Here is a 23,585-nt window from a genome sequence, read left to right on the forward strand (position 1 = left end):
AAATGTTGTCACGCACCGCCGATCACCTGTTCTGGATGTCGCGCTACACCGAGCGCGCCGAAAACACCGCCCGCCTGCTCGATGTGAACTACCAGACCTCGCTGCTGCCGCAATCCACGGCCGACGTGCAAACCGGCTGGCGCGGCTTGCTCAGCATCAGCGAACTCAAGCCCGCCTATGCCGCCAAGTACGGCGAAAGTATCACCGCGCAAGATGTCATGGATTTCATGGTGCGGGATGAAAAAAATCCGTCCAGCATCGTGTCCTGCCTGCGCAACGCCCGCGAGAACGCGCGCGCCGTGCGCGGCACGCTGACCACCGAGGTCTGGGAAACCCAGAACCAGACCTACCTTGAAGTCATCCGCATGCTGCGCCACGGCGACTTCGAGCGCGACCCGGGCAAGTTCTTCGAATGGGTCAAGTTCCGTTCGCACCTCTCGCGCGGCGTGACGGCCGGCACCATGCTGCAGGACGAAGCCTTTCACTTCCTGCGCCTGGGCACCTTCCTGGAGCGCGCCGACAACACCGCCCGGCTGGTCGATGTGAAGTTCCATGCGATTCAAAGCGACTTCCCGAGCGTTGCCGGCGAGGAGGAGCAGGAGCATGATTTTTACCACTGGAGCGCGATTTTGCGCAGCGTCTCGGCCTTCGAGGTCTATCGCAAGGTGTACCGCGACGTCATCAAGCCCGAGCGGGTGGCCGAGTTGCTGATCCTGCGCCCGGACATGCCGCGCTCGCTGCTGGGCTGCCTCAACGAGGTCATCATGAACCTGTCCATGGTCACCAGCGACCCGCAGAGCGAAACCCAGCGCCGCGCCGGAAAACTGCGCTCGGACCTGCAGTACGCCCGCATCGACGAGATTCTGTCGGCCGGCCTGCATGCCTTCCTGATGCAGTTCCTGGACCGCGTCAATGAGCTTGGCGCGCACATCAGCCGGGAGTTCCTGGTTCCGGTCACGCGTTGAAAAAGGTGTTGGCCGGCGCCCCTGTAAAGGCCTTGCGATGAAGCTTCACGTCAAGCACACCACCGACTACCGCTACACCGAGCCCTTGCGCTATGCGCTGCAGACGCTCTGGCTCACGCCGCTGACCGGGTCGGCGCAAACCGTGAATTTCTGGAGCCTGGGCGCGCCCAGGGAGTTGTTTGCCCAGCATGACGCCTTTGGCAACAGCATCCACTCCTATACCTTTGTCGGCGAACTGTCCGACAACGTGCGCTGGAGCCTGGTCAATGCGGCCGGCATTGTGGAAACCCTGGGCGTCGCGGAATTCACCGACGACCCTAGCATGCCGCTGCCGCAGCTTTACCTGCGCGCCTCATCGCTGGCCCAGCCGCATCCGCGCCTGGCCGAATTCGGCCGGCGCTTCATCACCACGCAGCCGGGCGCAAAGGCTGATTTACATGAGCTTTTGGCCCTTAGCGCAGGCGTGGCGGGCGCTGTCAGCTATCTAAAAAATAGCACCAACGTGACCACCACGGCGCTACAGGCGTTCGAGGCCGGCGCCGGCGTGTGCCAGGATCAGGCGCATGTGATGGTGGCGGTCTGCCGCAGCCTGGGGCTTGCGGCGCGCTACGTCAGCGGGTATTTCTACGCCGCCAACGAGCCCGATCTGGCCAGCCACGCCTGGGCCGATGTCTGCCTGGACATGGCCGCGCGGCGCTGGGTCAGCATCGACGTGACGCACAGCTGCCTGATCGACGAGCGCCATGTGCGCCTGGCGATGGGCACCGACTACAACGCCTGCCCGCCCAGCAAGGGCGTGCGGCACGGCGGCGGCGAGGAATCGATGACGGTGAGCATCACCATCGAGCCGGCCTGAGACTGACCTGTCCGGTCAGGGTTGCACGCACGGAGCCTGTTCGCAACCCGCAGCCGCGCTCAGGCGTCGCCGTAGCTGACGACGCCCGCGCTGGTGACCGTGATGGTTTTGCCGATGCTGGCGGTGTAGGTCTTTGACTTGACCGTATTGACGAACACATATTCGCCCTTGACGCTGGCTGCGGTCACCGTCATCAAGAGGTAGCCCCGGCGCTTCGTATCGACGTAGCCTAGGTCGTCCACCAGGCCCAGGCCGGCGCCGATGGCCGCCGTGCCCAGTTGCGGCACCAACACCGATCCGTCCAGCGAAGACGCCAGTTCGCCCAGGCCGACGGCCTCGAATCCGGTCGAGCTGACCGAGCTGCCTGCAAACTCGACGCCCGCCTTGACGCCCGCGAGCGTGGTGAGCTGGGTAAACCAGCCGTTGTGCGAGTCGCCCGACAGCACCACCAGTTGCTTGTTCATGTTTTTCACAGTGGTCAAAATCGCATCGCGCTGGGTCGGGTAGCCGTCCCAGGCATCCAGGTTGTAGGGCAGGGTCGGGTTGATCGCCGGATCGAGCAGGGCGGCCTGGGTTGGCGTCAGCGCGCCCGGGCCAGCGGCTGCGCGCGTGGCCTTGGCGGTCAGGTAATCATTGATGGCGGCTGTCACATCGGCCAGTGTGGCTGTTGGTGGCGAGGCGAAGGCGGCCGCCTGCTTGCGCAGCACCGACGCCGGAAACCACATGCGGGCCATGATGTCCTGGTTGCCCAGGAACTGCCAGGTGGCGGTGGAGGTGGCCAAGCCAGCGGTCAGCCAGTCCTGCTGCGCGGTGCTGATAATGCGGCGCGAGGCGTCGGGCAGGACGCCGCCCACCGGGGTCAGACCCGTGATGTAGCGCCCGATGCCGCCATCGGCGTCGCCGAAGTTGTCATACTGGCGGTCGCGGCCCTCGATGCGGGTGTCGAGCATGTGCAGTGACAGCAGCTTGCCGAAATCGAAGTGGCGGTAAATTTTCAGCAGATTGGCCGTGTCGGCCGTGCGGATCGGCAACCACTCGTGGTAAGCCTTCGCGGCCATGGCCTTGCGCGTGGCCCAGTCGCCTTGGGTGGCCGGGTTGTGGTTTTCAGCGCCATCCTTATAGGCATTGTTGGCGAATTCGTGGTCGTCCCAGATCGTGATCCACGGCATTTTGGCGTGCAGGGCCTGCAGATCGGCATCCGACTTGTACTGCGCATAGCGCTGGCGGTAGTCGGCCAGGCTGGCGATGTCGCTGGCCGGGGCCGCCACGCGGCCCAGCGCCACGGCGTCCTTGTTGCCGTATTTGGCCGTGTCCGAGCCGTACTCGTAGATGTAGTCGCCCAGGTGAAGGGCATACAGCGCGTCTGACCTGGCGGCATCGGCGTAGGCATTGAAGTAGCCTTCCGAGTACAGCGAGCAGGAGAACACGGCGAACTTGACGCTCGCCACCGATGCGGCCGGCAGGGTGCGCGTGGCGCCGACGGTGGAAGTGGTTCCGGCCGCATCGCGAAAGCGATAGAAGTAACTCGCGCCTGCGCTCAGGCCGGTGGCATCGACCTTGGCGGTGAAGCCGTTGGCCGGCAGCGCCTCGACCGAGCCGGAGCTGACGATATTGGCGAAGCTGCTGTCAGTGGCCACTTGCCAGGTCAGCGGCACGGAGGCATTGCTGTCAGCGACTTTGGCGTAAGTCCACAGGATCACGCGATCAGACAGTGGGTCGCCGCTGGCCACGCCATAGGTGAATTGCGCCGGAGGCACGGGCGTGCTGTCGTCGCTGCCGCCGCAGGCCACGACTGAACTGCCCGCGACAACGGCAGCTGCCGTTTTCAGCAAAAACTCACGGCGGCTGGTAACTTCTGACATGCTTCAAACTCCTGTTGATGGAAGCGCGATTACAGAAGAGTTTTGTGTCTGCAGCGTGAAAAAGCGGCTCCAGGAGTTTGCGAAGCGGGCGCGTATCTGCGCTTCTTTCAGGCAGCCAGGTCCACCCGGACCCGGCCGCGCACCTGGCCCGCCAGCAGGCGCGGCGCCAGCGCGATCACCGCATTCAGCGGGATGGTTTCGGTGTTGGCTTCGAGCAGGTCCGCCGGCAGTTCCTTGGCGAGCCGCTCCCAGGCCAGCAGGCGCCTGGCCATGGGCGCATACACGCTGTCAACGCCTGCCAGCGTGATGCCGCGCAGGATGAAGGGCGCCACGCTGGTCGGCAGGTCCATGCCCTGCGCCAGGCCGCAGGCCGCCACCGTGCCGCCGTATTTCAGGCTGGCGCAGACATTGGCCAGCGTGTGGCTGCCCACGCTGTCCACGGCTGCCGCCCAGCGTTCCTTTTGCAGCAGCTTGCCCGGTGCGCTCAAGGTGGCGCGCTCTATCAGTTCGGTGGCGCCGAGCTGCCTCAAATGCCCGGCCTCGCCCATCCGGCCGGTGGAGGCATGCACTTCAAAGCCGAGGCGGGCGAGCAGCGCGATGGCGATGCTGCCCACGCCGCCGTTCGCGCCCGTGACCAGCACTGGACCGGCCGCCGGCGTGACGCCCCGGTCCTGCAAGGCCATGACGCACAGCATCGCCGTGTAGCCCGCCGTGCCGATGGCCATGGCCTGGCGCGCATCCAGGCCTTTTGGCATCGGCACCAGCCAGTCGGCTTTGACGCGCGCCTTTTGCGCCAGGCCGCCCCAGTGGCCTTCGCCGACGCCCCAGCCGTTGAGCAGCACCGCGTCACCCGGCTTGAAGCGCGCATCCAGGCTTTCGGCCACCGTGCCGGCAAAGTCAATGCCGGGCACCATCGGGAACTTGCGCACCACCGGAGAACTGCCGGTGATGGCCAGCGCGTCCTTGTAGTTGACGGTCGAATACGCCACATCGACGAGCACTTCGCCTTTGGGCAACTGCGCCTCGTCAAGCGACGCCATGTCAGCGAGCGTGGCGCCTTCCGGGGTTTTTGTCAGCAGCAGGGCTTTGAACATGTGATTTCCTTGGGTCTTCGTTGTTGAATTCTCGGCTTGATCGCGCAAACATCGTACAGCGCCAGAATCGATGCAATGCCCACTTTTGTTTCTTGTCCTTGCGGCGGGCGCATCCGGTTTCACGATGCAACTCGCCGCATAATTCCGCTGTCCTCCACGCCCGTGCGTTGCCCCTGAATTCGGGACATTCGTCCCGCCGAAAATTCCCCGAAAAAGTTGAGTCCCGATGAGTTATTTGCAGAACGACCCCCTGGCCATGAACGGCGCGATGGCGGACGATCCCGCCGCCGCCCCTGAAGCACAAATCCGGATCGACATCGAGGCCGATGCCACGACCGGCTATGCCGCGATACAAAACGCCGTTCCGGTCGTGCGGGCGCTTCGGCTGACCAACCTGATGGCTGAGACGGTTGAAAACCTGGAGGTCGTGGTGTCCTGCAGCCCGGCGTTTGCCCGGGGCCTGAAGCTGCGCTTTGACAAGCTGGCCGCTGGCGAGACGCGCCGCATCTCGCCGCTGGACCTGCAGCCCGACCATGCCTTTCTGGCGGACCTGAAGGAGTCGGTCAACGCCTCGATCCGGGTCGTGGCCGAAGCCGGCGGCCAGGAACTGGCCAGCGCCACCCAGCCGGTCCAGGTGCTGGCCTATGACCAGTGGGCCGGAACGCGCGCGCTGCCCGAGTTGCTGGCGGCGTTTTGCATGCCCAACAACCCGGCCGTCGATGTGCTGATCGGCAAGGCCTCCAGGCTGTTGCGCGCCAGCCATCCCGAGCTGTCGATGAACGGCTACCAGTCCAAGAACCGCGATGTGGTCTGGAAGCAGGTCTCCAGCATCTACAGCACGATTGCCGCCGAGAACCTGCAGTATGTGGAGCCGCCGGCCTCGTTCGGCGCCGACGGCCAGAAAATCCGCATGCCCGACCGCATTTTGGATGCGCGCGTCGCCACCTGCCTGGATTTGGCGATGCTGTTCGCCTCGTGCCTGGAGCAGGCCGGCCTGCGCCCGGTCATTCTGCTCAAGGAGGGCCATGCCTGGGTCGGCGTCTGGCTGCACCTGGCGTCTTTTTCGGACGCGCTGATCGACGACGTGCAGGCCATCCGCAAGCGGGTGGACAGCGGTGAATTCCTGGTGTTTGAAACCACGGGCGCGGCTCGGCATGCCAGTTCGCGGCCATCGCTGCGGATTGCCATGGAGCAGGGCCACGCCCACCTGCTCGAAGACGCCAGCTTTCGCTATGCGATTGACATCCACCGCGCCCGCGAAGTGCAGATCAAGCCGCTGCCGTCGCGCGCGCTTCCCCTGATACCGGGCGAGCTGGCGCCCGAGGATGCGCCTGCGGCCATCGAGCCGATGCCGCTGCTGCCGCCGCTGGACTCCGATTCGCTGGCGCCGCTGGATGTGCGCGCAGACGACACGCCCGAAGGCCGGCTGTCCACCTGGAAATCCCGGCTGCTCGACCTGACGCTGCGCAACCGGCTGCTCAATTTCAAGCCGACCAAGGCCACGCTGCAACTGGTGGCGCCCGAGCTGGCCCGGCTCGAAGACGCGCTGGCCGACGGCGCCGAGTTCAAGATCAGGCCGCTGCCCGACCTCATGGAAGGCGCCGATCCGCGCATGGCCGAGCTGCATACCCAGCGCGCCGGAAGCACGCCGCTGGACGACATGGCGCTCGAAGCGCTGGGCAACCGGGAATTGCTCGCCCGGGCTTCAAAGGATGCGCTGGATGGCAACCTGCTGGCCATCTACAGCGCCGCCCGCACCGGGCTGGAGGAGGGCGGCGCCAACACGCTGTACCTGGCGCTGGGCCTGCTGCGCTGGACCGAAGCCGAAAAGGCCGATGCGGTGCATCTGGCGCCGCTGCTCCTGATCCCGGTCACGCTGCAGCGCCAGTCGGTGCGCAGCGGCTTTCGATTGATACGGCATGACGACGAGGCCATCGTCAACCCGACGCTGCTGCATCTGCTGAAAACCAGTTTCGAGCTGAAGGTGGCCGGCCTGGATGTGGTGCCGACCGACGACAAGGGCGTCGATGTGGCCCGGGTGCTGCAGTCCTTCCGGCTGGCGGTGCGCGAGATTGCGCAATGGGAAGTGCTGGAGCAGGCGCACCTGGGCATTTTTTCGTTCACCAAGTATTTGATGTGGAAGGATTTGCAGGACCGCACCGAGCAGCTCAAGCAAAGCCGCGTCGTCAGGCATTTGATCGACAAGCCCGGCGAGGCATTTGCGCGCGAAGGCACGGACGGCGAATTCGACCGGCTCGACATCACCCATCGCCCCCAGGACATCCTCACGCCGCTGCTGTCCGACTCGTCGCAGCTCAAGGCGATTTGCGCGGTTGATGCCGGGCGCGACCTGGTGCTCGAAGGCCCGCCGGGCACCGGCAAGAGCCAGACCATCACCAACCTGATCGCGCACAGCCTGGCCAAGGGCAAGACGGTGCTGTTCGTGTCGGAAAAGATGGCGGCGCTCGAAGTGGTGCACCGGCGCCTCTCCAGCATCGGGCTGGGACCGTTTTGCCTGGAACTGCATTCGTCCAAGGCCAAGAAGACCGACGTGCTGCAGCAGCTCGGCAAGTCGCTGGCCATCAGCGCCCAGCGCACGGCCGATGACTGGGCGCGCGAAGCCGGGCGGCTGGGGCAGATGCGCCAGTCGCTCAACGGGCTGGTCGATTCGCTGCACCACGAGTACCCGAATGGCTTCACTGTCTTTGAAGCCACCGGAACCTGCATAGCCCATACCGGCAAGGAAGCTTCGGCCATGCCTTGGCTTGATCCCTTGACGCACGACCGGGCCGACCTGGACCGGCTGGAGGAAACCGCCCGGCGCATGGCCTCGCTGGCCGGTGCGCTGCCGACGCTGGAGAATCATCCTCTGTCCCTCATCGGGCAGACCGACTGGTCGAATTCATGGCAGGACGAGTTGCTGGGCGCCGCCAAGGCGCTGGAAGCCGCCATTCGCTCCCTGCAGGAAAAATCACCGGCCTTGGGAAGTTTGACCGGCCAGCCCACCACCGGCCTGAGCCTGGACGCCTATGCCGCGCTCGACCAGCTGGCCGACGTGCTGCTGCTGGCGCCCGGCGTGCCCGCAGGCCTGGCCGGGCAGGCGCATGACCCGGGCGCGCGGGCGCGCGTGCATGCGCTGGCGCAGCACGGCCTGGCGCGCAACCAGCACTGGCAGCAAATCGGCCCCGGCTGGACGGAGCAGGTCGCCACGCTCAATGCGGTGGAGCTTCAGGGGCAATGGGCGCAGGCCAGCTCCGACTGGTGGCCCAAGTCCATGCTGGCCCAGCGCGCCCTCATCGGTCGCCTGAGCGGATTTCGCACCGACAGCCAGCGCCCGGGCGAGGCCGATGTGCAGGCCCTGCTGGCACCGCTGGCGGCGCTGAATGAGGAAGACCGGGTGCTGCGCAGCCTGCAGGCGGACGCCGAGGCGCTGCTGCAGGAGTCTTACGCCGGCCTCAAGACCGACTGGGCCAGCCTGGCCGCTCATGAGTTGTGGGCGAAGAAGTTCGCCGATGCGGTGACGCGGGTGGCCGGGGCTGATCTGGCGCAGGTCAATCCGCTGCATCAGGCGCTGGCGCCGCTGGTGTCGAGCAACCGCGCGGCCCTGGCCGCCGGCGGCCAGGCCGGCCGCGCGCTGCTGGCCTACCGCGACGCCTGGCGGGAATTCAGCCAGAAATTCGATGCGCTGGAAACCCTGGCCCAGCCGGTCGATCCCTTGCAGGGGCCTGATGGCGCGCAAGGCGCGCTGGAACGCATCCAGGGCGTGCTCAGCGCCTGGCAACTCAACCGGCGGCTGATCCAGCCCTGGTGCCTGTGGCGCAATGTCCGCGAGCAGGCGATGGACCAGGGCCTGCAGGCGCTGGTCGCCAGCCTTGAAAACGGGGAAGTGCCCCTGGGCGAGGTGGAGTCGCATTTCAAGTTCAGCTACCGCAACTGGTGGCTGAAAAAAACCATTGATCGCGACCCGCTGCTGCGCGGCTTTTCCAGCGCCGACCATGCGCGCAAGATCCACGAGTTCCGTGATGCCGATGTGCGCTTCCAGAAGCTGACCGAGGATTACATCGTCGCCACCCTGTCCGGGCATATCCCTTCGCTGGCTGGCAGCGCGGTCGGCCCCGACAGCGAGCTGGGCCGCTTGCGGCGCGAGCTGCAAAAAAAGAGCCGGCAGATGCCGGTGCGCCAGTTGGTTCGCGGCCTGCCGACCCTGCTGCCCAAGCTCAAGCCCTGCCTGCTGATGTCGCCGCTGTCGGTCGCGCAGTACCTGGACGCCGGCTACGCGCCGTTTGACCTGGTGGTCTTCGACGAAGCCTCGCAGATTCCGGTCTGGGATGCCATCGGCGCGATTGCCCGTGGCCGGCAACTGGTGGTGGTGGGCGATGCCAAGCAATTGCCGCCGACCAGCTTTTTCAGCAAGTCAGGCGACCCGGAAGGCGGAGCCCATGGCATGGGTGAGGAGCCGGTGGAAGACCTGGAAAGCATCCTCGACGAATGCCTGGGCGCCGGCATGAACCGGCTAAGCCTGCAGTGGCATTACCGCAGCCGCCACGAAAGCCTGATCACCTTCAGCAACGTCAACTACTACGACTCCAGCCTGATCACCTTTCCCTCGCCGGTCACCGACGACAGCGCGGTGCGCTTCGAGCATGTAGCCGGGGTCTATGACCGGGGCGGCAGCCGCACCAACCGGCTTGAAGCCGACGCGATTGTCGAGGGCATCGCCGAGCATTACCTGTCGCCGCACAAGAAGCACCTGACGCTTGGCGTGGTGACCTTCAACCAGCCCCAGCAACTGCTGATTGAAACGCTGGTCGATGCCCGGCGCCGCGCCAGCCCGGAACTCGACCGCGCCATCGCGGCGCGCGCCAACGAGCCGTTGTTCATCAAGAACCTGGAAAACGTGCAGGGCGACGAGCGCGACGTGATCTTTTTCTCGATCACCTACGGCCCGGACGCGGCCGGCAAGACGACCATGAACTTCGGGCCGCTCAACGGCGAGGGCGGGCAGCGCCGGCTCAATGTCGCGATTTCGCGGGCGCGCGAAGCCGTCGTCATCTACAGCACCCTGAGGCCCGAGCAGATCGACCTGGCCCGCGTGCGCGCCGCCGGCGTGCGCGACCTCAAGCATTACCTGGAGTTCGCCATCAAGGGCTACCGCGCGCTGGCCGAGCAGAGCCTGCCGACCGGCCAGGAGCCCGACAGCCCGTTCGAGGTCGCGGTGATCCGCCTGCTGCGCAAGCACGGCTGGGAGGTGCATCCGCAGGTCGGCTGCTCGGGCTATCGGCTAGACATCGGCGTGGTCGATCCGCGCGCGCCGGGCCGCTACCTGGCCGGCATCGAATGCGACGGCGCGACCTACCATTCGGCCGCCACCGCGCGCGACCGCGACCGCCTGCGCCAGCATGTGCTCGAAGGCCTGGGCTGGCACATTCTGCGCATCTGGTCCACCGACTGGTGGCTCAACCCGGAAGGCGAGATTGAAAAAATCAGCCAGCGGCTGAAGGCCATCGTGGTCATGCCGGACGACGCGCAGGCGGCCAGCGCGGTGCAGGTTCCTGCGGCGCTTCAGGCTGATCCTGAGCCGGCCCCTGAAAGCGAGGCAGCGCAGGGTTTACCGATGGAGCCGGACGGCTTTCCCGGCGAAGAAGAGATCCTGGCCATCTACCGCCCGGCCAGCCTGCCCGCAGGCGATCCGCTGATGTTTCATGACGCCAGCGCCTTGCCGGACCTGGAGGAGCACCTCGCCCACGTCATTGAAGCCGAGGGTCCGCTCACCGAAACGGCCTTGTTTCGAAAGGTCGCCCATGCCTGGGGAATCGGGCGCATTGGCGCCAAGGTATCCGAGCGGCTCAGAACGCTGACGCCCGAGCGCTTCGTTCGCACCATCGAGGAAGAGGCGATTTTTTACTGGCCGGCGCAATCCGATACCGCTTCATGGGAACAGTTTCGCATCGCCGACGCCAGCGAGCCGTCGCGCCGCCATGTTGACGAGGTCTGCCTTGAAGAGCTTGCCGCGCTGGCCCACCACGTGTTGCAGCAAGCCGGCACGTCGTCCCGGCAGGACGCTGCGCGCTCGGTCTGCCTGCTGCTGGGCATGAGCCGCGTCCCCGAAGAGGCCGAAGCGCGGGCCAACGAGGCCATGAACCGCCTGATCGCCTCGGAACTCGTCGTGGACATCGAGGGCCAGGTGCGCTTGGTAGAGTGATGGCGGCGGGCATAATTTGCTATTGATAGCATAGCTACTTGCGCTCATGGATATTGCGCAAAATGCACTTTTTAAAAAATTGGCGGGTCTGATGCTGAAATTTTGACCCGCTTGCAGCGCCTTTCCGTCAATGAACAGAGCTTCCAGGATGGTGCATAAAATCAGACTAGTTTAGTAAACCAGTCTAAAAATTCATGCCAACCCCACACTCCCCAACAACAGCATCAGCCTGGCGGCTGCAAGATGCCAAGGCGCAATTCAGCGCCCTGGTGGACAACGCCCTGCGTGGCGTGCCGCAGCATGTCATGCGGCGCGGCAAGCCGGCGGTGGTGGTGCTGTCGGAGCAGGACTTTGAAGCTTTGCAGCGCAGCGCGGCCGGCAGGGCGGACAAGCCCGCGAGTTTTGTCGAGCATTTGCTGGCCATGCCCAAAGCGCCCGCCAGCGAAGTGGCTGACTCGCCGCGTCAAGATGTGCAACCGCGCGATATTGATTTTTCATGATGTTGTTGGACACGGTGGTGCTGTCCGAACTGCGCAAAGCCAGGCCCAACCCGGGCGTGGTGGCGTATTTGAAAAGCCAGGCTGCCGAGACTGTTTTTCTAAGCGCCTTGACCATTGGCGAGATCGAAGCGGGCATTGAAAGGCAGCGCCGCGTGGCGCCTGAATTTGCCGGGGAGCTTGCCCGGTGGCTGGCGTTGATGGAATTGCAATTTGCCCCTTTCATCCTGCCAGTAACCCCGGCGATTGCCAAACTGTGGGGGCGGCTGTGCGTGCAAACCGGCAACAAGGGCATTGACAACCTGATCGCCGCCACGGCCTTGTGCCACAACCTGACGGTGGTGACGCGCAATGTGAAGGATTTCGAGCTGACGGGTGTGCGGGTGTTTGATCCCTTCAGCTTGCCGGACGCGGGCGGAACTGCCGGGTAAGGGCGCGGCTTGGCACGCGGGGGAGCATGAGATATCAGGATCGAATTCGACTTGTGCCTGCGGGCAGGTTTGCAAAATGGGAGACCTGACCCCGTGGTTCCTTAAACTGCAATGAAACATGATCGGCAAAAAAAATGCGTTTACTGAATCAATCCCTGAAGGCAGTGATGTTGGGTATGGTTGCCCTGCATGCGGCCTTTGCTTTCGCCGGCAACCCAAGAGAGGAACTGAGCGAATTCGGCTTTGACAACGGCCCTTACGGCTATGTCAATCAAAAGGGCGAAGTCGTGATTGCGCCGATCTTCGATATCGCCGGACGTTTTGCGGAAAATGGGCTGGCGCTCGTCAAATATCGCGATAAATATGGATTCATCAATGAAAAAGGCGAATGGGCCATTCCCGCCAAATTTGAAAAGCTGGAGCCCTTTTCCAGTAACGGCCTGGCGCTGGCCGGTGCGAATCCGCAAGTAATAAAAATGGAAGGAATGGGCGGGATCATTGGATACAGTGTGAGAGATTTCGGTTTTATCAACCTTCAGGGCGAATGGGTCATCAAGCCCCGGTTTACGGCAGCCCATAGCTTTGCGCCCAACGGCCTGGCGGTGGTGACGGAAAAGGACACAGGAAAACAGGGTGCAATCAATGCCAGGGGCGAATGGGTCTTTTCAGATAAATCAATAGAGCCGTCGAGTTTCAGCGCCAACGGGCTGGCGCCTGCCGAATATAAAACTCCATCACGGGAGGTGGCGCAGGGCGTGGGCTACTGGGGCTATGTCGATGCGACAGGACGTTGGGCGATTGAGCGCCGGTTCTACAGTGCCCATGCCTTTGCCGCCAACGGCCTGGCGCTTGCATCGGAGCCGCACCTGCTGAAACTGGAATCTTTTTCCCGAACGCTGGAAAAATACGGTTTTATCAATGTCAAGGGCGAATGGGTGATTCCGCCGACATTCGAGCCGGGCGATGTGCTGGGATTTGCTGAAAATGGGCTGGCAGCAGTCAAGGTCAACGAGAAGTGGGGATTTATCAACGCGCAGGGCAAGTGGGTAATTCCACCGAAATTTTCTTATATAAGCAGCTTCTATGCGAATGGCTGGGCACTGGCCAGCATTACCGGTACCGGTGGCATGATCAATATAAAAGGCGAATGGGTTGTGCCGCCATTGTTTGAGCCAAGCGGCAGCCTAAGTCTTAGAGAAGGTAGAAACGAGCAACCGAGAGGTCTAGGTTTCGCGCCCAACGGCCTGGCCTGGGTGATGGAAAACGGCAGGGAGCGCATCATCAACAGCAAGGGGGAATTCATGCCTGCCTTTGATGCCTATATTGACAAACACCGTGCCGAACTCGAAATACAGCGCAAGGAGCTAGCGCAACAACTTTCGCAAAGGAAGCACGTCACGTTTGAGGATACGGTGGCCCTCACTTACTTTTGGGGTGCGCTGTACCTGTTATGGCGTGGACTGTACGTTTTTTGGCCTTTTCTTCTGATGATCTTGCTCGCTGGCTGGGGGGTGATCGCTATTTTTAGATATTCCAGAAAGGCTTTTTGGCTTTTGCTTCCGGTCTTCTTGTTGACTGGCTTGGGGGACTCTGAGGGCATGCGGAATTGTGCGCTTATAGTGGTTGCGGGACTAAACGTCTTCCTGCTGTAGCAAGCCTGAATACGAAAACAGCGGCCCCAGCAGTGGCATCACAAACGCCACCTCAAAGCGGTAGGCACCGTTTTCTATGTGCTTGTAGGCGCGCGAGCGCGGCAGCAAGCTGATGGGCAGGGGTAGGCCGTGCAAGCTGGCACCCAGCGCGCGCCAGTGCCAGCCACCGTCAATCACATCGACCGTCATTTTGAAGTGCATGGCCCCGGTGCGCTCCACCCAGTAGCCGCTGGGGTGCTGGCCCACGGCGTCAAACACCGACAGCACTTCTTTGGCGCTGCCCGCGCCTGTGCCAAAACTGCGCGCCCAATGGAGTTGCTGCGCGCGGTGCGAAATGACAACCCGCAGGTGGCGGTGCGGCTGGTCAATGGGGATGCCCATCTTGTGCGCCAAGCGCCGCCCCAGCACACCCGCCAAGCCGCGCCCAACTTGAATATGCACGTCTCCCACCAACACGCCGCCATGCAGGTGCAAGTGCTGCAGGAGCGGGTGCAAACGCTCAAACTCGGGGCCAAACCAGTCTTGGACGCAGCTTGTTGTTGTTGTCATGGATTCGGTTTTAACTGAAAGTGATGCGAGACTGGCAGGCTGCTGAAATACTGACTGCGTCAAGATTGACGCGGTAGATGTTGCCGAAGGATTGCACGGTTCTGCTGTGTTCGCTGGAAGGCACCAGCGCATTGAAGCGTTGCAAAACCTCAAAGCGGGGCGTGAAGCTCAAGACCGAATGACCCAGCCATTCACGGCGCGAGTCGCCCGGCTACTTCCCGCCCCAATTCAATCACCGCCATCGCGTAGTAACTGCTCCAGTTGTAACGCGTGATGACATAGAAGTTCTCGGTGCCGGCCACGTAGCTGGGCGCGTCCGGGCCGTTGAGCAGTTCGACCAGCGCCAGCGGACCCTTGTGCTCCAAGGCCGGGCCTTCGAGCACCGCGCCCTTGGCGGTGAAGCTGGCGACGCCGAAGGTCGGCAAAATGTCGGGCGCCATCAGCGCGTCCATGTCCAGCCGGCTGGCGTCGAAGCGCACCGGGTAGTGCGTCGGCATGCCGCTTTGCCAGCCGTAGGCCTTGAAATAGCTGGCGACCGAGCCGATCACGTCGGCCGGGCTGTTCCACAGGTCGATGTTGCCGTCGCCGTCGAAGTCCACCGCATGCTTGGCCTGGCTCGACGGCATGAACTGCGGCATGCCCATGGCGCCGGCGTAGCTGCCGCGTGGCTCGAACGGGTCGGCGTTCCTTCGGCTTTCCATGGTCAGGAACTGCTCGATCTCGCCCTTGAAGTAGTCGCTGCGTTCCTGGGCGCGCGGGTGGCTGGACGGAAAGTCGAAGGCCAGCGTGGCCAGCGAATCCATCACCCGGAAGCTGCCGGTGTCGCGGCCGTAGATGGTTTCGACACCGATGATGCCGACGATGATCTCGGGGGGAACGCCGTATTCCTTTTCAGCGCGCGCCAGCGTGCTGCGGTTGGCCTGCCAGAAGTTCACGCCGGCCTGGATGCGGACCGGGTCGATGAAGCGGCTGCGATAGACGCGCCAGTTCTTGACGAAAGCCTTTGTGGGCGGCTGCATCAGCCGCGCCACCGTGGGGTTGAAGCGCGACTGGCCGATGGCCTGGCGCACCCACTCGGGGTCAAGGCTGCGGCGGCTGGCCAGGTCGTCGGCAAACTGCATGGCGTCGGCGCGCGTGGCGTACAGCGGCCCCTGCGCCTGCTCGGCCCTGGCGGAAACCTTGGTTTTTAAGGATTTTACGTCCTTTGCGCTTGCTGCGCCTGCACTGACAGCTATTAAAAACAGAGCAAGCTTGAAGTGAAAGGAAGCGGTGTGAAGTGTCATGCGCGGAAGGTGGGTGGGCTGAAAAGCGGATTTTAAGCAGGCCAGCGCAGGCGGCTGAATTGCTGCCGGAGCTGGTCCAGCTGGCGGACATGGCTTTTCAGCGGGGTGGATGGCCTGGCGGTTTGGGCCGTCGGGGCATAGCGCTGCACCTCCAGCTGCACCAGCCAGTCGTGCAGGGCTTGCCCCTGGTCGCCGTATTGTTGCAGCACCTGCCGGGCCAGCTGGCGCGGCGAGGTGGCGGGCGTGCTTTCAATGCCGGCCTGCGCCAGCCGCTTGCGTGCCCGGCCGAGCAGGCGCAGCCACGGATCGTGCTGGCTGCGCTCCCACCATGCCCAGCCGCCGCCCGCGATGCTGGCCAGCACCAGCGCGCCTATCAGCAGGCGGGTCAGGTCCAGCCAGTCCGGGGTTTCAAAGCCGATGTTCTTGAGCAAACTGAGCTGCTTGCCCTGGGTGTAATTGAGAACCCACTGATTCCAGCCGTTGTTGATCGCTTCCCAGGTGGCGCGAAACTGGGCCGACAGGGTCGGGCTGAAATTGCCGAAGGCCTGCGCGACGGCGCCCCGGGGCGCGGCCAGCCGCTGGAAGGCGCCGGTGCGTCCCGGCGCCACGGCCGAGGTCGGATCGACCCGCACCCAGCCGCGCCCGGCCTGCCAGACCTCGGCCCAGGCGTGGGCATCGCTTTGCCGCACGACCCAGAAGCCGTCAACGCCGTTGCGCTCGCCGCCCTGGTAGCCGGTGACGATGCGCGCCGGAATGTCGAGCGCGCGCATCAAGATGACAAAGCTGGACGCGATGTGCTCGCAAAAACCTTCCTTGCGGTCAAACCAGAACTCGTCGGCGGTGTCCCGGCCATACACGCCGGGCTCCAGCGTGTAGGTATAGCCGCCAGTGCGCAGCCGCTCCAGCGCGACCTGCACCAGGCCAGCGGTAGTGGCCTTGGCATTGCGCGGGTCGCGCCGTATCTCGGCGGCCAGGGCCAGCGTGCGCGGGTTGAAGCCCGGCGGCAAATCGACATATTCCTGCAGCCCGCGCATGGGCTGCGCGGGTCCGTGGGTGAAGGCCGGGTAGCTGCTGACCTTGTAGCGGACCAGCTCGGTGATGGGCCGGCTGGTCAGCCACTGCAAGTCGTCTTCCATGAAGTTGCGGTAACCGGGCACCTCGGGGCGCTGCAAGGCGGCTTCCATCACGAAAAGCCAGGGCCGCTGGGTCGGCTCCAGCGTGACTTCGTAATGCACCGGCTCGCCGCTTGCCTGCAGGTTGGCCGGCAGCGCATGCACGGGCGACTGGCTGGAGTTCAGGGGCAGCCACTGCCGCCCGTCAAAGCTGGAGAGCACCGGGCCGCGAAAATACATCTCGCGCTGCGGCGGGGGTTCGCCCTCGAAGCGGATGCGCATCGCCACGCTGTCGTCCAGCGCCAGCGTGGCCATGGTGCCGACTTCCATGCGCGCGCTCAGGCCGCTGCGGCCGGTCATGGCATCGCTGGGCACACCCCACAGCGGCGCCATGCGCGGAAACAGCATGAACAGCACCAGCATGATGGGCGCGCCCAGCAGCGCCATCGAGCCGGCGGTTCGGGCGGCCTGCGCCAGCGGCGGCTTGCCGACCGGCATGTGGGCATTGACCAGCGCGGTCAGCAGGCCCAGCAGCCCGAGCACCATGCTGCAGGCCGTCAGCAGCGACTGCGAATAGAAGAAGTTGCTCAGCATGCAGAAAAAGCCGAGGAAGAAAATCACGAACGCATCGCGCCGGGCGCGCAGCTCCAGCGTCTTGAGCGTGAGCAGCACCACCAGCAGCGTCACGCCGGCGTCGCGCCCGATCAGCGTGCCGTGCGTGGCGTAGGTGGCGCCCATGGTTAGCGCCAGCAGCAGCACCAGCCATGCCTTGCGGGGCAGGGCGCGTGCATTCAGCGCCAGCCAGCCGCGCCACAGCAGCACCGCGCCCGCGCCCAGGCTGCACCACAGCGGCAAGCGGCCGGCCTGCGGCAGCAGCAGCCAGGCAATCACGGCCAGCAGGAACAGCGTGTCGCGGCCTTCGCGCGGCAGCGTTCGCAGCGTCGCCAGGGTCGGCAGTTGGGTCGATGGGGCTGCGGCGGGGCTCAGCATGTGGCCAGCGCTTCCAGGCAACGGCGCTTGTGGGCTTCGCCGCTGGCCGGTTTGATCTCCAGCGCGCTCAGGCGCAGGCCGTAGTCCAGCCCGAGCCGGTCGGCCTGCAGCACCCAGGCGCACAGCCGCGAGAGTTTTTGCTCCAGGCCCAGCGGTCCCGCCTGCCGCACATCGAGCCAGAGTTCATGGCGCTGGGCCTGCTGGGTGTCGCGCACCACCAGGCCGCCGCTTTCCCCGCTGTGTTCGCCAGCCTTGGCGACCTTTTTCCAGAGCACGTTTTTCAGCGGATCGCCGCGCCGGTAAGCGCGCACACCGTCGAATTCACCGCTGCTTTGCGCACGGGCGGCGCTGCCCGCGCCCTGGGCGCGCGGCTCGCCCGGCGGCAGCGGCGGCGCGCTCAGCTCGGGCGCCGGATACACCATGACCTGCGCGGCGGGCCGCCAGACCGTCCAGACGCGGAAGGTGCCCAGCGGAAAACGGGTTTCGGCCGTCAGCGTGGGCAGGCGGTGCAGGCCGCGCCGGGCTGGCGTGAAGGCCACCTGCACCAGGCAGCTGCCTTGGGCGGGCACGTCGGTCCAGGCCCAGTGCGGCTCGGCGCCTTTTTGGGCAACTGCCGGATGGGGGTTCCACACGCTCAGGCCGATGCCGTGGCGCACGGCGCGCCGCGCATTCGTGAGTTTGATGTCAAAAGCAGTGGTTGCGCCCGCGTAGTGGGCATGAGGTGCTATTAAATTCATGGCAAGCCCGCGCAGCGTGCCGTGGCAGACATGCATGCCGACCAGCGTGGTGCCGGCCAGCAGGAAGGTCAGCAAATAGCCCAGGTTGAGCTGGTAGTTGATCGAGGCGACCAGCAGCACCAGCAGCGTCAGGAACAGCATCAGGCCGGGGCGCGTCGGCAAGATATAGACGGTTCGCTGGGTGAGCAGGACGCTGTCGCTCAATGGCAGGCGCGCTTCAAACCAGCGCTGCAAGCGTGCCCTGACAAGCGGCATTGGATTGGGGAGGAAGGCGAACGCGGCCATGAAAAAGCAGGCCTGCGGCTCAGGGCAGCGGCACGGCATCCAGCATGGCGCGCACCTGCCCGACCGCGCCCCGGCCCGCGTCGCTGACCGGAATCAGGCGGTGCGCGGCGGTTTGCGGCAGGATGGCGGCAATGTCGTCGGGCGCGACATAGTCCCGCCCGCTCAAAAAGGCCTGCGCCTTGGCCGCGCGCATGATGGCAATGCCGGCGCGCGGGCTCAGGCCCTGCAAAAACCAGCGGCCCGAGCGCGTGGCGGCCAGCAGATCCTGCAGGTAGTTCAGCAGCGGCTCGGCGGCATGCACCTGCTGGACCAATTGCTGCAGTTCCAGCAATTCGTGCGGCGCCAGCCTGGCCGGCAGGACATCGAGCATTTCGCGCCGGTCGGCGCCGCGCAGCAGTTCGCGTTCGGCGGCCCGGTCAGGGTAGCCGAGCGAAATCCGCATGTGGAAGCGGTCGAGCTGCGACTCGGGCAGGGCGTAGGTGCCGAGCTGGTCCTGCGGATTTTGCGTGGCGATGACGAAGAACGGCAGCGGCAGCGGGCGCGTCTGGCCTTCAATCGTCACCTGCTTTTCTTCCATGGCTTCGAGCAGCGCGCTCTGGGTCTTGGGGCTGGCGCGGTTGATCTCGTCGGCCAGCAGCACCTGGGCAAACATCGGCCCGGGGTGAAACACAAAGCTTTCCTTCTGGCGCTCGTAGATCGACACGCCCGACAAGTCGCTGGGCATCAGGTCGGCGGTGAACTGGACGCGCGAGAACTGCAGCCCGAACGAGCGCGACAGCGCATGCGCCAGCGTGGTCTTGCCGACGCCCGGAACATCTTCGATCAGGAGGTGGCCGCCCGCCAGCAGGCAGGCCACGCAGTCGCTGACCTGCGCGGACTTGCCCACAATCACCGTGTTAAGCTGATTAAGAAGCGCTTGAAGTTTTTCTTTGACATGCATGACTGGAACCATAGCGTAATTTTTAACATGATTTACTTGTTATGAACAAAACGGGTTATTTCACCCACACGGACTGCTGGAAGCATGAAATGGGGCCGGGACATCCCGAGTGTCCCGAGCGGCTGGATGCGATTGAAGACCAGCTTCTGGCGGCCGGCGTGAAGGATGCGCTGGACCTGCAGGAGGCTCCGCTGGCCGCCATCGGCGACATCGAACTGGCGCACGACCGCATGCTGGTGGCGGCGATTCGCGGCCTGAGCGACCAGCTGGCCGATGACATCCGGGCCGGCGGTCCGGCCCATGTCCAGATCGACCCCGACACGGCATTGAACGTCCACACCTGGAACGCCGCCCTGCGCGCGGCAGGCGCGGTGATTGCGGCCACCGACGCCGTGATGGCCGGCGAGATGGACAACGCCTTTTGCGCCGTGCGCCCGCCGGGCCACCATGCCGAACGCAGCAAGGCCATGGGTTTTTGCTTTTTCAACAACATTGCGATTGCCGCCAAATACGCGCTGGAGCGCCACGGCCTCAAGCGCGTGGCGATTGTGGACTTTGACGTGCACCACGGCAACGGCACCGAAGACATCGTCCGGGGCGATGAGCGCATCCTGATGGTGAGCTTTTTCCAGCACCCGCTGTTTCCCTTCAGCGGCGCCGGCACGCAGGCCCCCAACATGGTGAACCTGCCGGTGCCGGCCTACACCAAGGGCATGGAGGTGCGCGAGCTGATCGACATGATGTGGATGCCCCGGCTGGAAGCCTTCAAGCCCGAGATGATCTTCATCAGCGCCGGGTTTGACGCCCACCGCGACGATGACCTGGGCCAGATGAACCTGAACGAAGCCGATTACGCCTGGATCACCGAGCGCATCAAAAATGTTGCCAAACGCCACGCCAAGGGCCGGATCGTGTCCGCGCTTGAAGGCGGCTACAACCTCGGCGCGCTGGGGCGCAGCGTTGAGGCGCATATCCGCGTGCTGGCTGATTTATAGGAATTTGTTCATGAGTGTTATTTCTCTGGCCGGCTCTTTGGCCGACATTTCGCCGCCGGTGCTCCATACCCGTGACGAGCGCGGCGTTCACCGCCTGGTGCTCAACCGGCCGGCCACCTTCAACGCCCTGAGCGAGGAAATGCTGGCCGCGCTGCAAACCGCGCTTGATGCGATTGCGCTGGACGAATCGGCCCGCATCGTGGTGCTGTCGGCGCAAGGCAAGGCGTTTTGCGCCGGCCACAACCTCAAGGAAATGCGCGCCCAGCCCGGGCTGGCCTATTACCAGAAGCTGTTTGCCCAATGCACCCGCATGATGCTCAGCATCCAGAACCTGCCGGTGCCGGTGATTGCCAGGGTGCAAGGGCTGGCGACCGCTGCGGGTTGCCAGCTGGTGGCGCAAAGCGACCTGGCGGTGGCCGCCAGCCAGGTCAGCTTTGGCGTCAACGGCATTGATGTCGGCCTGTTCTGCGCCACGCCCAGCGTGCCGCTGGTGCGCAACATGCCGGCCAAGCAAGCCATGGAAATGCTGCTGACCGGCGAGTTCATCACCGCCGACGAGGCGCGCGCCCGGGGCCTGGTCAACCGCGTCGTGCCGCTCGAAGCGCTCGACGCCGAGGTTGAAAAGCTGGTCCAGGCGATATTGTCCAAACCGCACGAGGCGGTCGCCATGGGCAAGGCGCTGTTCTACAAGCAGCGTGAAACCGGCGTCGAAGCCGCCTACCAACTGGCCGGCCAGATCATGGCCTGCAACATGATGCACCCCGTGGCGCAAGAAGGCGTGCAGGCCTTTATCGACAAGAGAAAGCCGCAATGGCCAGTGCCGACGCCGTGAACCCGGCGGCTTCCGCACCCCGGCTGGAGGGCCTGGACGGCTGGCTGACGGCACTGACCCAGCCCAGCGCATTGACCGAACTGGCCGCGCTGCTGGCCTGCGTGCTGCTGGCCTGGCTGCTGGCGCGGGCACTGAGCCGCACGCAGCATCTGAAAAACGACGCGTCGATTCTTTTTGGCCGGCGCCTGGTCGATGGCGTGCTGTTTCCGCTGCTGCTGCTGTCGCTGGCCTACGTCATGCAGACGCTGCTGGCGCGGCTGTTTCCGCTGGCGCTGTTCAAGGTGGCCATCCCGGTGCTGCTGGCGCTGGCCGTGATTCGCCTGAGCGTCAAGGTGCTGCAGGTGGCTTTCAAGGACGCGCCGGTGGTGCGTGTGCTGGAGCGGACTGTTTCCTGGCTGGCCTGGGCGCTGATGGTGCTCTGGATCAGCGGCCTGCTGCCCATCATCCTTGATGAGCTGGACAGCATCAAGTGGAAGGTCGGCGGCTCGATGCTGTCGGTGCGCGCCCTGCTGCAGGGTGCGCTGACAGCCGGCGTCGTGCTGTTGATCACCTTGTGGATCTCGGCGGCGATTGAAAGCCGGCTGCTGCGCGCGGCCACCGGCAGCGAGCTGTCCCTGCGCAAGGCCGTGAGCAATGCCAGCCGGGCCGGGCTGATGTTCGTGGGGCTGCTGCTGGCGCTGTCGTCCGTGGGCATCGACCTGACGGCGCTGTCGGTGCTGGGCGGCGCGATTGGCGTGGGCGTGGGTTTTGGCCTGCAAAAGCTGGCCTCCAACTATGTGAGCGGTTTTGTCATGCTGGCCGAACGCAGCGTGCGCATCGGCGACAACATACGCGTCGATACCTTTGAAGGCCGCATCACCGACATCAAGGCCAGGTACACCGTGGTGCGCGCGCCGTCCGGGCGCGAATCCATCGTGCCGAACGAAATGTTCATCATCAACCGCATTGAAAACCTGTCGCTTACCGATACGCGGGTGCTGCAGTCCACCGTGGTGTCGGTGGGCTATGACAGCGATGTGGCGCAGGTGATGGAGCTGCTGATTGAGGCGGCTGCGGGCCGCGAGCGCGTGCTGGCCGACCCGAAGCCGGGCGCCAACCTGACGAACTTTGGCGCGGACGGGCTGGAATTCACGCTCAATTACTGGATTTGCGACCCTGAAAACGGCCAGCAGAATGTGCGCTCGCAGATCAACCTGGCGATCCTGAAATCATTGCGCGAGCACCACATCGATATTCCGTATCCGCAGCGGGTCATCCACACCCGCGCCAGTCCGGCCGCAGAGGACAATCCCGATACGCCAGCGCGCACCGCCACCCCCGGGCCGGTCACGCTGGCGCCCACAGAAAAATAGTGAGCAAGCATGCTGCAATCAAGCCAAAACAGCCGTTTATAATAAATAGAACGACCGTTCTTTTTTATTCCTGCCGCAAGATATTACGCTTTTTGCGCGGACCGGCATCACGGCATCACGAGTGCCCCGGCATAGAATGCATGGCTTACGTTTACGTCAACGTCAATTAATCAATAAACTTTGGAGCCCCGTCATGAAGGTCTTGGTCCCTGTCAAGCGTGTAGTCGATTACAACGTCAAAGTCCGCGTCAAATCCGACGGCAGCGGCGTCGATATCGCCAATGTCAAGATGAGCATGAATCCGTTCGACGAGATTGCCATCGAGGAAGCCGTGCGGCTCAAGGAAAAGGGCGTTGTCACTGAAGTCATCGCCGTCTCGTGCGGCGTGCTGCAGTGCCAGGAAACCCTGCGCACGGCCATGGCCATCGGCGCGGACCGCGCCATCCTGGTCGAGACCGGCGAAGAACTGCAGCCGCTGGCCGTGGCCAAGCTGCTCAAGGCGCTGGTCGATAAAGAACAGCCACAACTCGTCATCCTGGGCAAGCAGGCGATTGATGACGACTGCAACCAGACCGGCCAGATGCTCGCCGCCCTGCTGGGCTGGGGTCAGGCGACGTTTGCCTCCAAGGTCGAAGTGGCTGATGGCGTGGCCCGGGTCACGCGCGAGGTCGATGGCGGGCTGGAGACGCTCTCGCTCACGCTGCCGGCGATCATCACGACGGATTTGCGCCTGAACGAGCCGCGCTACGTCACGCTGCCCAACATCATGAAGGCCAAGAAAAAGCCGCTGGAAAATGTCAAGCCAGCCGATCTGGGCGTCGATGTGGCCCCGCGCATCAAGACGCTCAAAGTCAGCGAGCCGCCCAAGCGCAGCGCCGGCATCAAGGTCGCTGACGTCGCCGCGCTGGTGGACAAGCTCAGGAACGAAGCCAAAGTCATCTAAATCAGAAG

Annotated in this window: 17 protein-coding genes; 10 read left to right on the forward strand and 7 right to left on the reverse strand. The window is 64.3% G+C overall.

Annotated elements, in window-relative coordinates; all coding sequences use genetic code 11:
• Positions 1-2: 2 nt before the first annotated feature.
• Positions 3-965 carry an alpha-E domain-containing protein gene (locus PNAP_RS06045; RefSeq protein WP_011800615.1) on the forward strand — a complete coding sequence of 321 codons (963 nt, stop codon included), beginning with the start codon at positions 3-5 and terminating at the stop codon, positions 963-965.
• 37 nt (positions 966-1,002) lie between these two features.
• The gene (locus tag PNAP_RS06050; protein ID WP_011800616.1) at positions 1,003-1,821 is read left to right on the forward strand and encodes a transglutaminase family protein; all 819 of its coding nucleotides are present in this window, start codon (positions 1,003-1,005) and stop codon (positions 1,819-1,821) included.
• A 59-nt stretch (positions 1,822-1,880) separates the two neighbouring features.
• Here the strand turns inward: PNAP_RS06050 and PNAP_RS06055 are convergent, their stop codons facing one another.
• Both PNAP_RS06055 and acuI read right to left on the reverse strand, forming a co-directional pair.
• Positions 1,881-3,683 carry an alkaline phosphatase D family protein gene (locus PNAP_RS06055; protein WP_011800617.1) on the reverse strand — a complete coding sequence of 601 codons (1,803 nt, stop codon included), beginning with the start codon at positions 3,681-3,683 and terminating at the stop codon, positions 1,881-1,883.
• A 107-nt stretch (positions 3,684-3,790) separates the two neighbouring features.
• Positions 3,791-4,777 (reverse strand): acrylyl-CoA reductase (NADPH), encoded by a 987-nt coding sequence (gene acuI / locus PNAP_RS06060; protein WP_011800618.1) that lies wholly within the window; start codon positions 4,775-4,777, stop codon positions 3,791-3,793.
• A 226-nt stretch (positions 4,778-5,003) separates the two neighbouring features.
• On the opposite strand from acuI, the gene PNAP_RS06065 reads away from it, so the two are divergent.
• The 4 genes from PNAP_RS06065 (at position 5,004) to PNAP_RS06080 (ending at position 13,559) form a co-directional block, all read left to right on the forward strand.
• A complete protein-coding gene (locus PNAP_RS06065; RefSeq protein WP_011800619.1) occupies positions 5,004-10,979 on the forward strand; it encodes a DUF3320 domain-containing protein in 5,976 nt (1,991 codons plus the stop codon).
• Positions 10,980-11,173: 194 nt separating this feature from the next.
• The gene (locus PNAP_RS06070) at positions 11,174-11,479 is read left to right on the forward strand and encodes a type II toxin-antitoxin system Phd/YefM family antitoxin (protein ID WP_011800620.1); all 306 of its coding nucleotides are present in this window, start codon (positions 11,174-11,176) and stop codon (positions 11,477-11,479) included.
• On the forward strand, positions 11,476-11,907 hold the full coding sequence (locus PNAP_RS06075; protein WP_011800621.1) for a type II toxin-antitoxin system VapC family toxin: 432 nt from the start codon (positions 11,476-11,478) through the stop codon (positions 11,905-11,907). Before PNAP_RS06070 ends, PNAP_RS06075 begins: the two co-directional genes overlap by 4 nt.
• A 134-nt stretch (positions 11,908-12,041) precedes the next feature.
• Positions 12,042-13,559 carry a WG repeat-containing protein gene (locus PNAP_RS06080; protein WP_083758020.1) on the forward strand — a complete coding sequence of 506 codons (1,518 nt, stop codon included), beginning with the start codon at positions 12,042-12,044 and terminating at the stop codon, positions 13,557-13,559.
• On the opposite strand, the gene PNAP_RS06085 is transcribed toward PNAP_RS06080, so the two are convergent.
• The 5 genes from PNAP_RS06085 to PNAP_RS06105 all read right to left on the reverse strand — a co-directional run bounded on the left by PNAP_RS06085 (position 13,539) and on the right by PNAP_RS06105 (position 19,455).
• On the reverse strand, positions 13,539-14,108 hold the full coding sequence (locus PNAP_RS06085; RefSeq protein WP_198140674.1) for a DUF4166 domain-containing protein: 570 nt from the start codon (positions 14,106-14,108) through the stop codon (positions 13,539-13,541). The genes PNAP_RS06080 and PNAP_RS06085 overlap by 21 nt on opposite strands.
• Positions 14,109-14,299: 191 nt before the next feature.
• Complete coding sequence (gene mltB, locus PNAP_RS06090) at positions 14,300-15,391, reverse strand: lytic murein transglycosylase B (protein WP_011800624.1); 1,092 nt, start codon at positions 15,389-15,391, stop codon at positions 14,300-14,302.
• Positions 15,392-15,423: 32 nt separating this feature from the next.
• Positions 15,424-17,493, reverse strand: a complete 2,070-nt coding sequence (locus PNAP_RS06095) for a transglutaminase family protein (protein WP_011800625.1) — start codon at positions 17,491-17,493, stop codon at positions 15,424-15,426.
• Positions 17,487-18,515 (reverse strand): DUF58 domain-containing protein, encoded by a 1,029-nt coding sequence (locus PNAP_RS06100; RefSeq protein ID WP_232290759.1) that lies wholly within the window; start codon positions 18,513-18,515, stop codon positions 17,487-17,489. Before PNAP_RS06100 ends, PNAP_RS06095 begins: the two co-directional genes overlap by 7 nt.
• Before the next feature lie 19 nt (positions 18,516-18,534).
• Positions 18,535-19,455, reverse strand: coding sequence for an AAA family ATPase (locus tag PNAP_RS06105; RefSeq protein ID WP_041376562.1), 921 nt, complete (start codon positions 19,453-19,455; stop codon positions 18,535-18,537).
• A 41-nt stretch (positions 19,456-19,496) separates the two neighbouring features.
• On the opposite strand from PNAP_RS06105, the gene PNAP_RS06110 reads away from it, so the two are divergent.
• From PNAP_RS06110 to PNAP_RS06125, 4 genes are all read left to right on the forward strand, one after another.
• The gene (locus tag PNAP_RS06110) at positions 19,497-20,450 is read left to right on the forward strand and encodes a histone deacetylase family protein (RefSeq protein ID WP_011800628.1); all 954 of its coding nucleotides are present in this window, start codon (positions 19,497-19,499) and stop codon (positions 20,448-20,450) included.
• A 10-nt stretch (positions 20,451-20,460) separates the two neighbouring features.
• Positions 20,461-21,282, forward strand: coding sequence for an enoyl-CoA hydratase (locus PNAP_RS06115; protein ID WP_011800629.1), 822 nt, complete (start codon positions 20,461-20,463; stop codon positions 21,280-21,282).
• Positions 21,261-22,634 carry a mechanosensitive ion channel family protein gene (locus PNAP_RS06120; RefSeq protein WP_083758021.1) on the forward strand — a complete coding sequence of 458 codons (1,374 nt, stop codon included), beginning with the start codon at positions 21,261-21,263 and terminating at the stop codon, positions 22,632-22,634. Before PNAP_RS06115 ends, PNAP_RS06120 begins: the two co-directional genes overlap by 22 nt.
• 193 nt (positions 22,635-22,827) lie before the next feature.
• A complete protein-coding gene (locus tag PNAP_RS06125) occupies positions 22,828-23,577 on the forward strand; it encodes an electron transfer flavoprotein subunit beta/FixA family protein (RefSeq protein WP_011800631.1) in 750 nt (249 codons plus the stop codon).
• Positions 23,578-23,585: the final 8 nt, after the last annotated feature.

The sequence above is a fragment of the Polaromonas naphthalenivorans CJ2 genome, assembly GCF_000015505.1.
GTDB classification, from domain to species: Bacteria; Pseudomonadota; Gammaproteobacteria; order Burkholderiales; family Burkholderiaceae_C; genus Polaromonas; species Polaromonas naphthalenivorans.

Bases quoted from the DNA above. Each gene is read 5' to 3' on its own strand.
- PNAP_RS06120 (WP_083758021.1), top strand. From the start codon at position 21,261: ATGGCCAGTGCCGACGCCGTGAACCCGGCGGCTTCCGCACCCCGGCTG.
- PNAP_RS06075 (WP_011800621.1), top strand. From the start codon at position 11,476: ATGATGTTGTTGGACACGGTGGTGCTGTCCGAACTGCGCAAAGCCAGG.
- PNAP_RS06115 (WP_011800629.1), top strand. From the start codon at position 20,461: ATGAGTGTTATTTCTCTGGCCGGCTCTTTGGCCGACATTTCGCCGCCG.
- PNAP_RS06105 (WP_041376562.1), bottom strand. From the start codon at position 19,455: ATGCATGTCAAAGAAAAACTTCAAGCGCTTCTTAATCAGCTTAACACG.
- mltB (WP_011800624.1), bottom strand. From the start codon at position 15,391: ATGACACTTCACACCGCTTCCTTTCACTTCAAGCTTGCTCTGTTTTTA.
- PNAP_RS06080 (WP_083758020.1), top strand. From the start codon at position 12,042: ATGCGTTTACTGAATCAATCCCTGAAGGCAGTGATGTTGGGTATGGTT.
- acuI (WP_011800618.1), bottom strand. From the start codon at position 4,777: ATGTTCAAAGCCCTGCTGCTGACAAAAACCCCGGAAGGCGCCACGCTC.
- PNAP_RS06095 (WP_011800625.1), bottom strand. From the start codon at position 17,493: ATGCTGAGCCCCGCCGCAGCCCCATCGACCCAACTGCCGACCCTGGCG.
- PNAP_RS06070 (WP_011800620.1), top strand. From the start codon at position 11,174: ATGCCAACCCCACACTCCCCAACAACAGCATCAGCCTGGCGGCTGCAA.
- PNAP_RS06055 (WP_011800617.1), bottom strand. From the start codon at position 3,683: ATGTCAGAAGTTACCAGCCGCCGTGAGTTTTTGCTGAAAACGGCAGCT.
- PNAP_RS06125 (WP_011800631.1), top strand. From the start codon at position 22,828: ATGAAGGTCTTGGTCCCTGTCAAGCGTGTAGTCGATTACAACGTCAAA.
- PNAP_RS06050 (WP_011800616.1), top strand. From the start codon at position 1,003: ATGAAGCTTCACGTCAAGCACACCACCGACTACCGCTACACCGAGCCC.
- PNAP_RS06045 (WP_011800615.1), top strand. From the start codon at position 3: ATGTTGTCACGCACCGCCGATCACCTGTTCTGGATGTCGCGCTACACC.
- PNAP_RS06110 (WP_011800628.1), top strand. From the start codon at position 19,497: ATGAACAAAACGGGTTATTTCACCCACACGGACTGCTGGAAGCATGAA.
- PNAP_RS06085 (WP_198140674.1), bottom strand. From the start codon at position 14,108: ATGACAACAACAACAAGCTGCGTCCAAGACTGGTTTGGCCCCGAGTTT.
- PNAP_RS06065 (WP_011800619.1), top strand. From the start codon at position 5,004: ATGAGTTATTTGCAGAACGACCCCCTGGCCATGAACGGCGCGATGGCG.
- PNAP_RS06100 (WP_232290759.1), bottom strand. From the start codon at position 18,515: ATGGCCGCGTTCGCCTTCCTCCCCAATCCAATGCCGCTTGTCAGGGCA.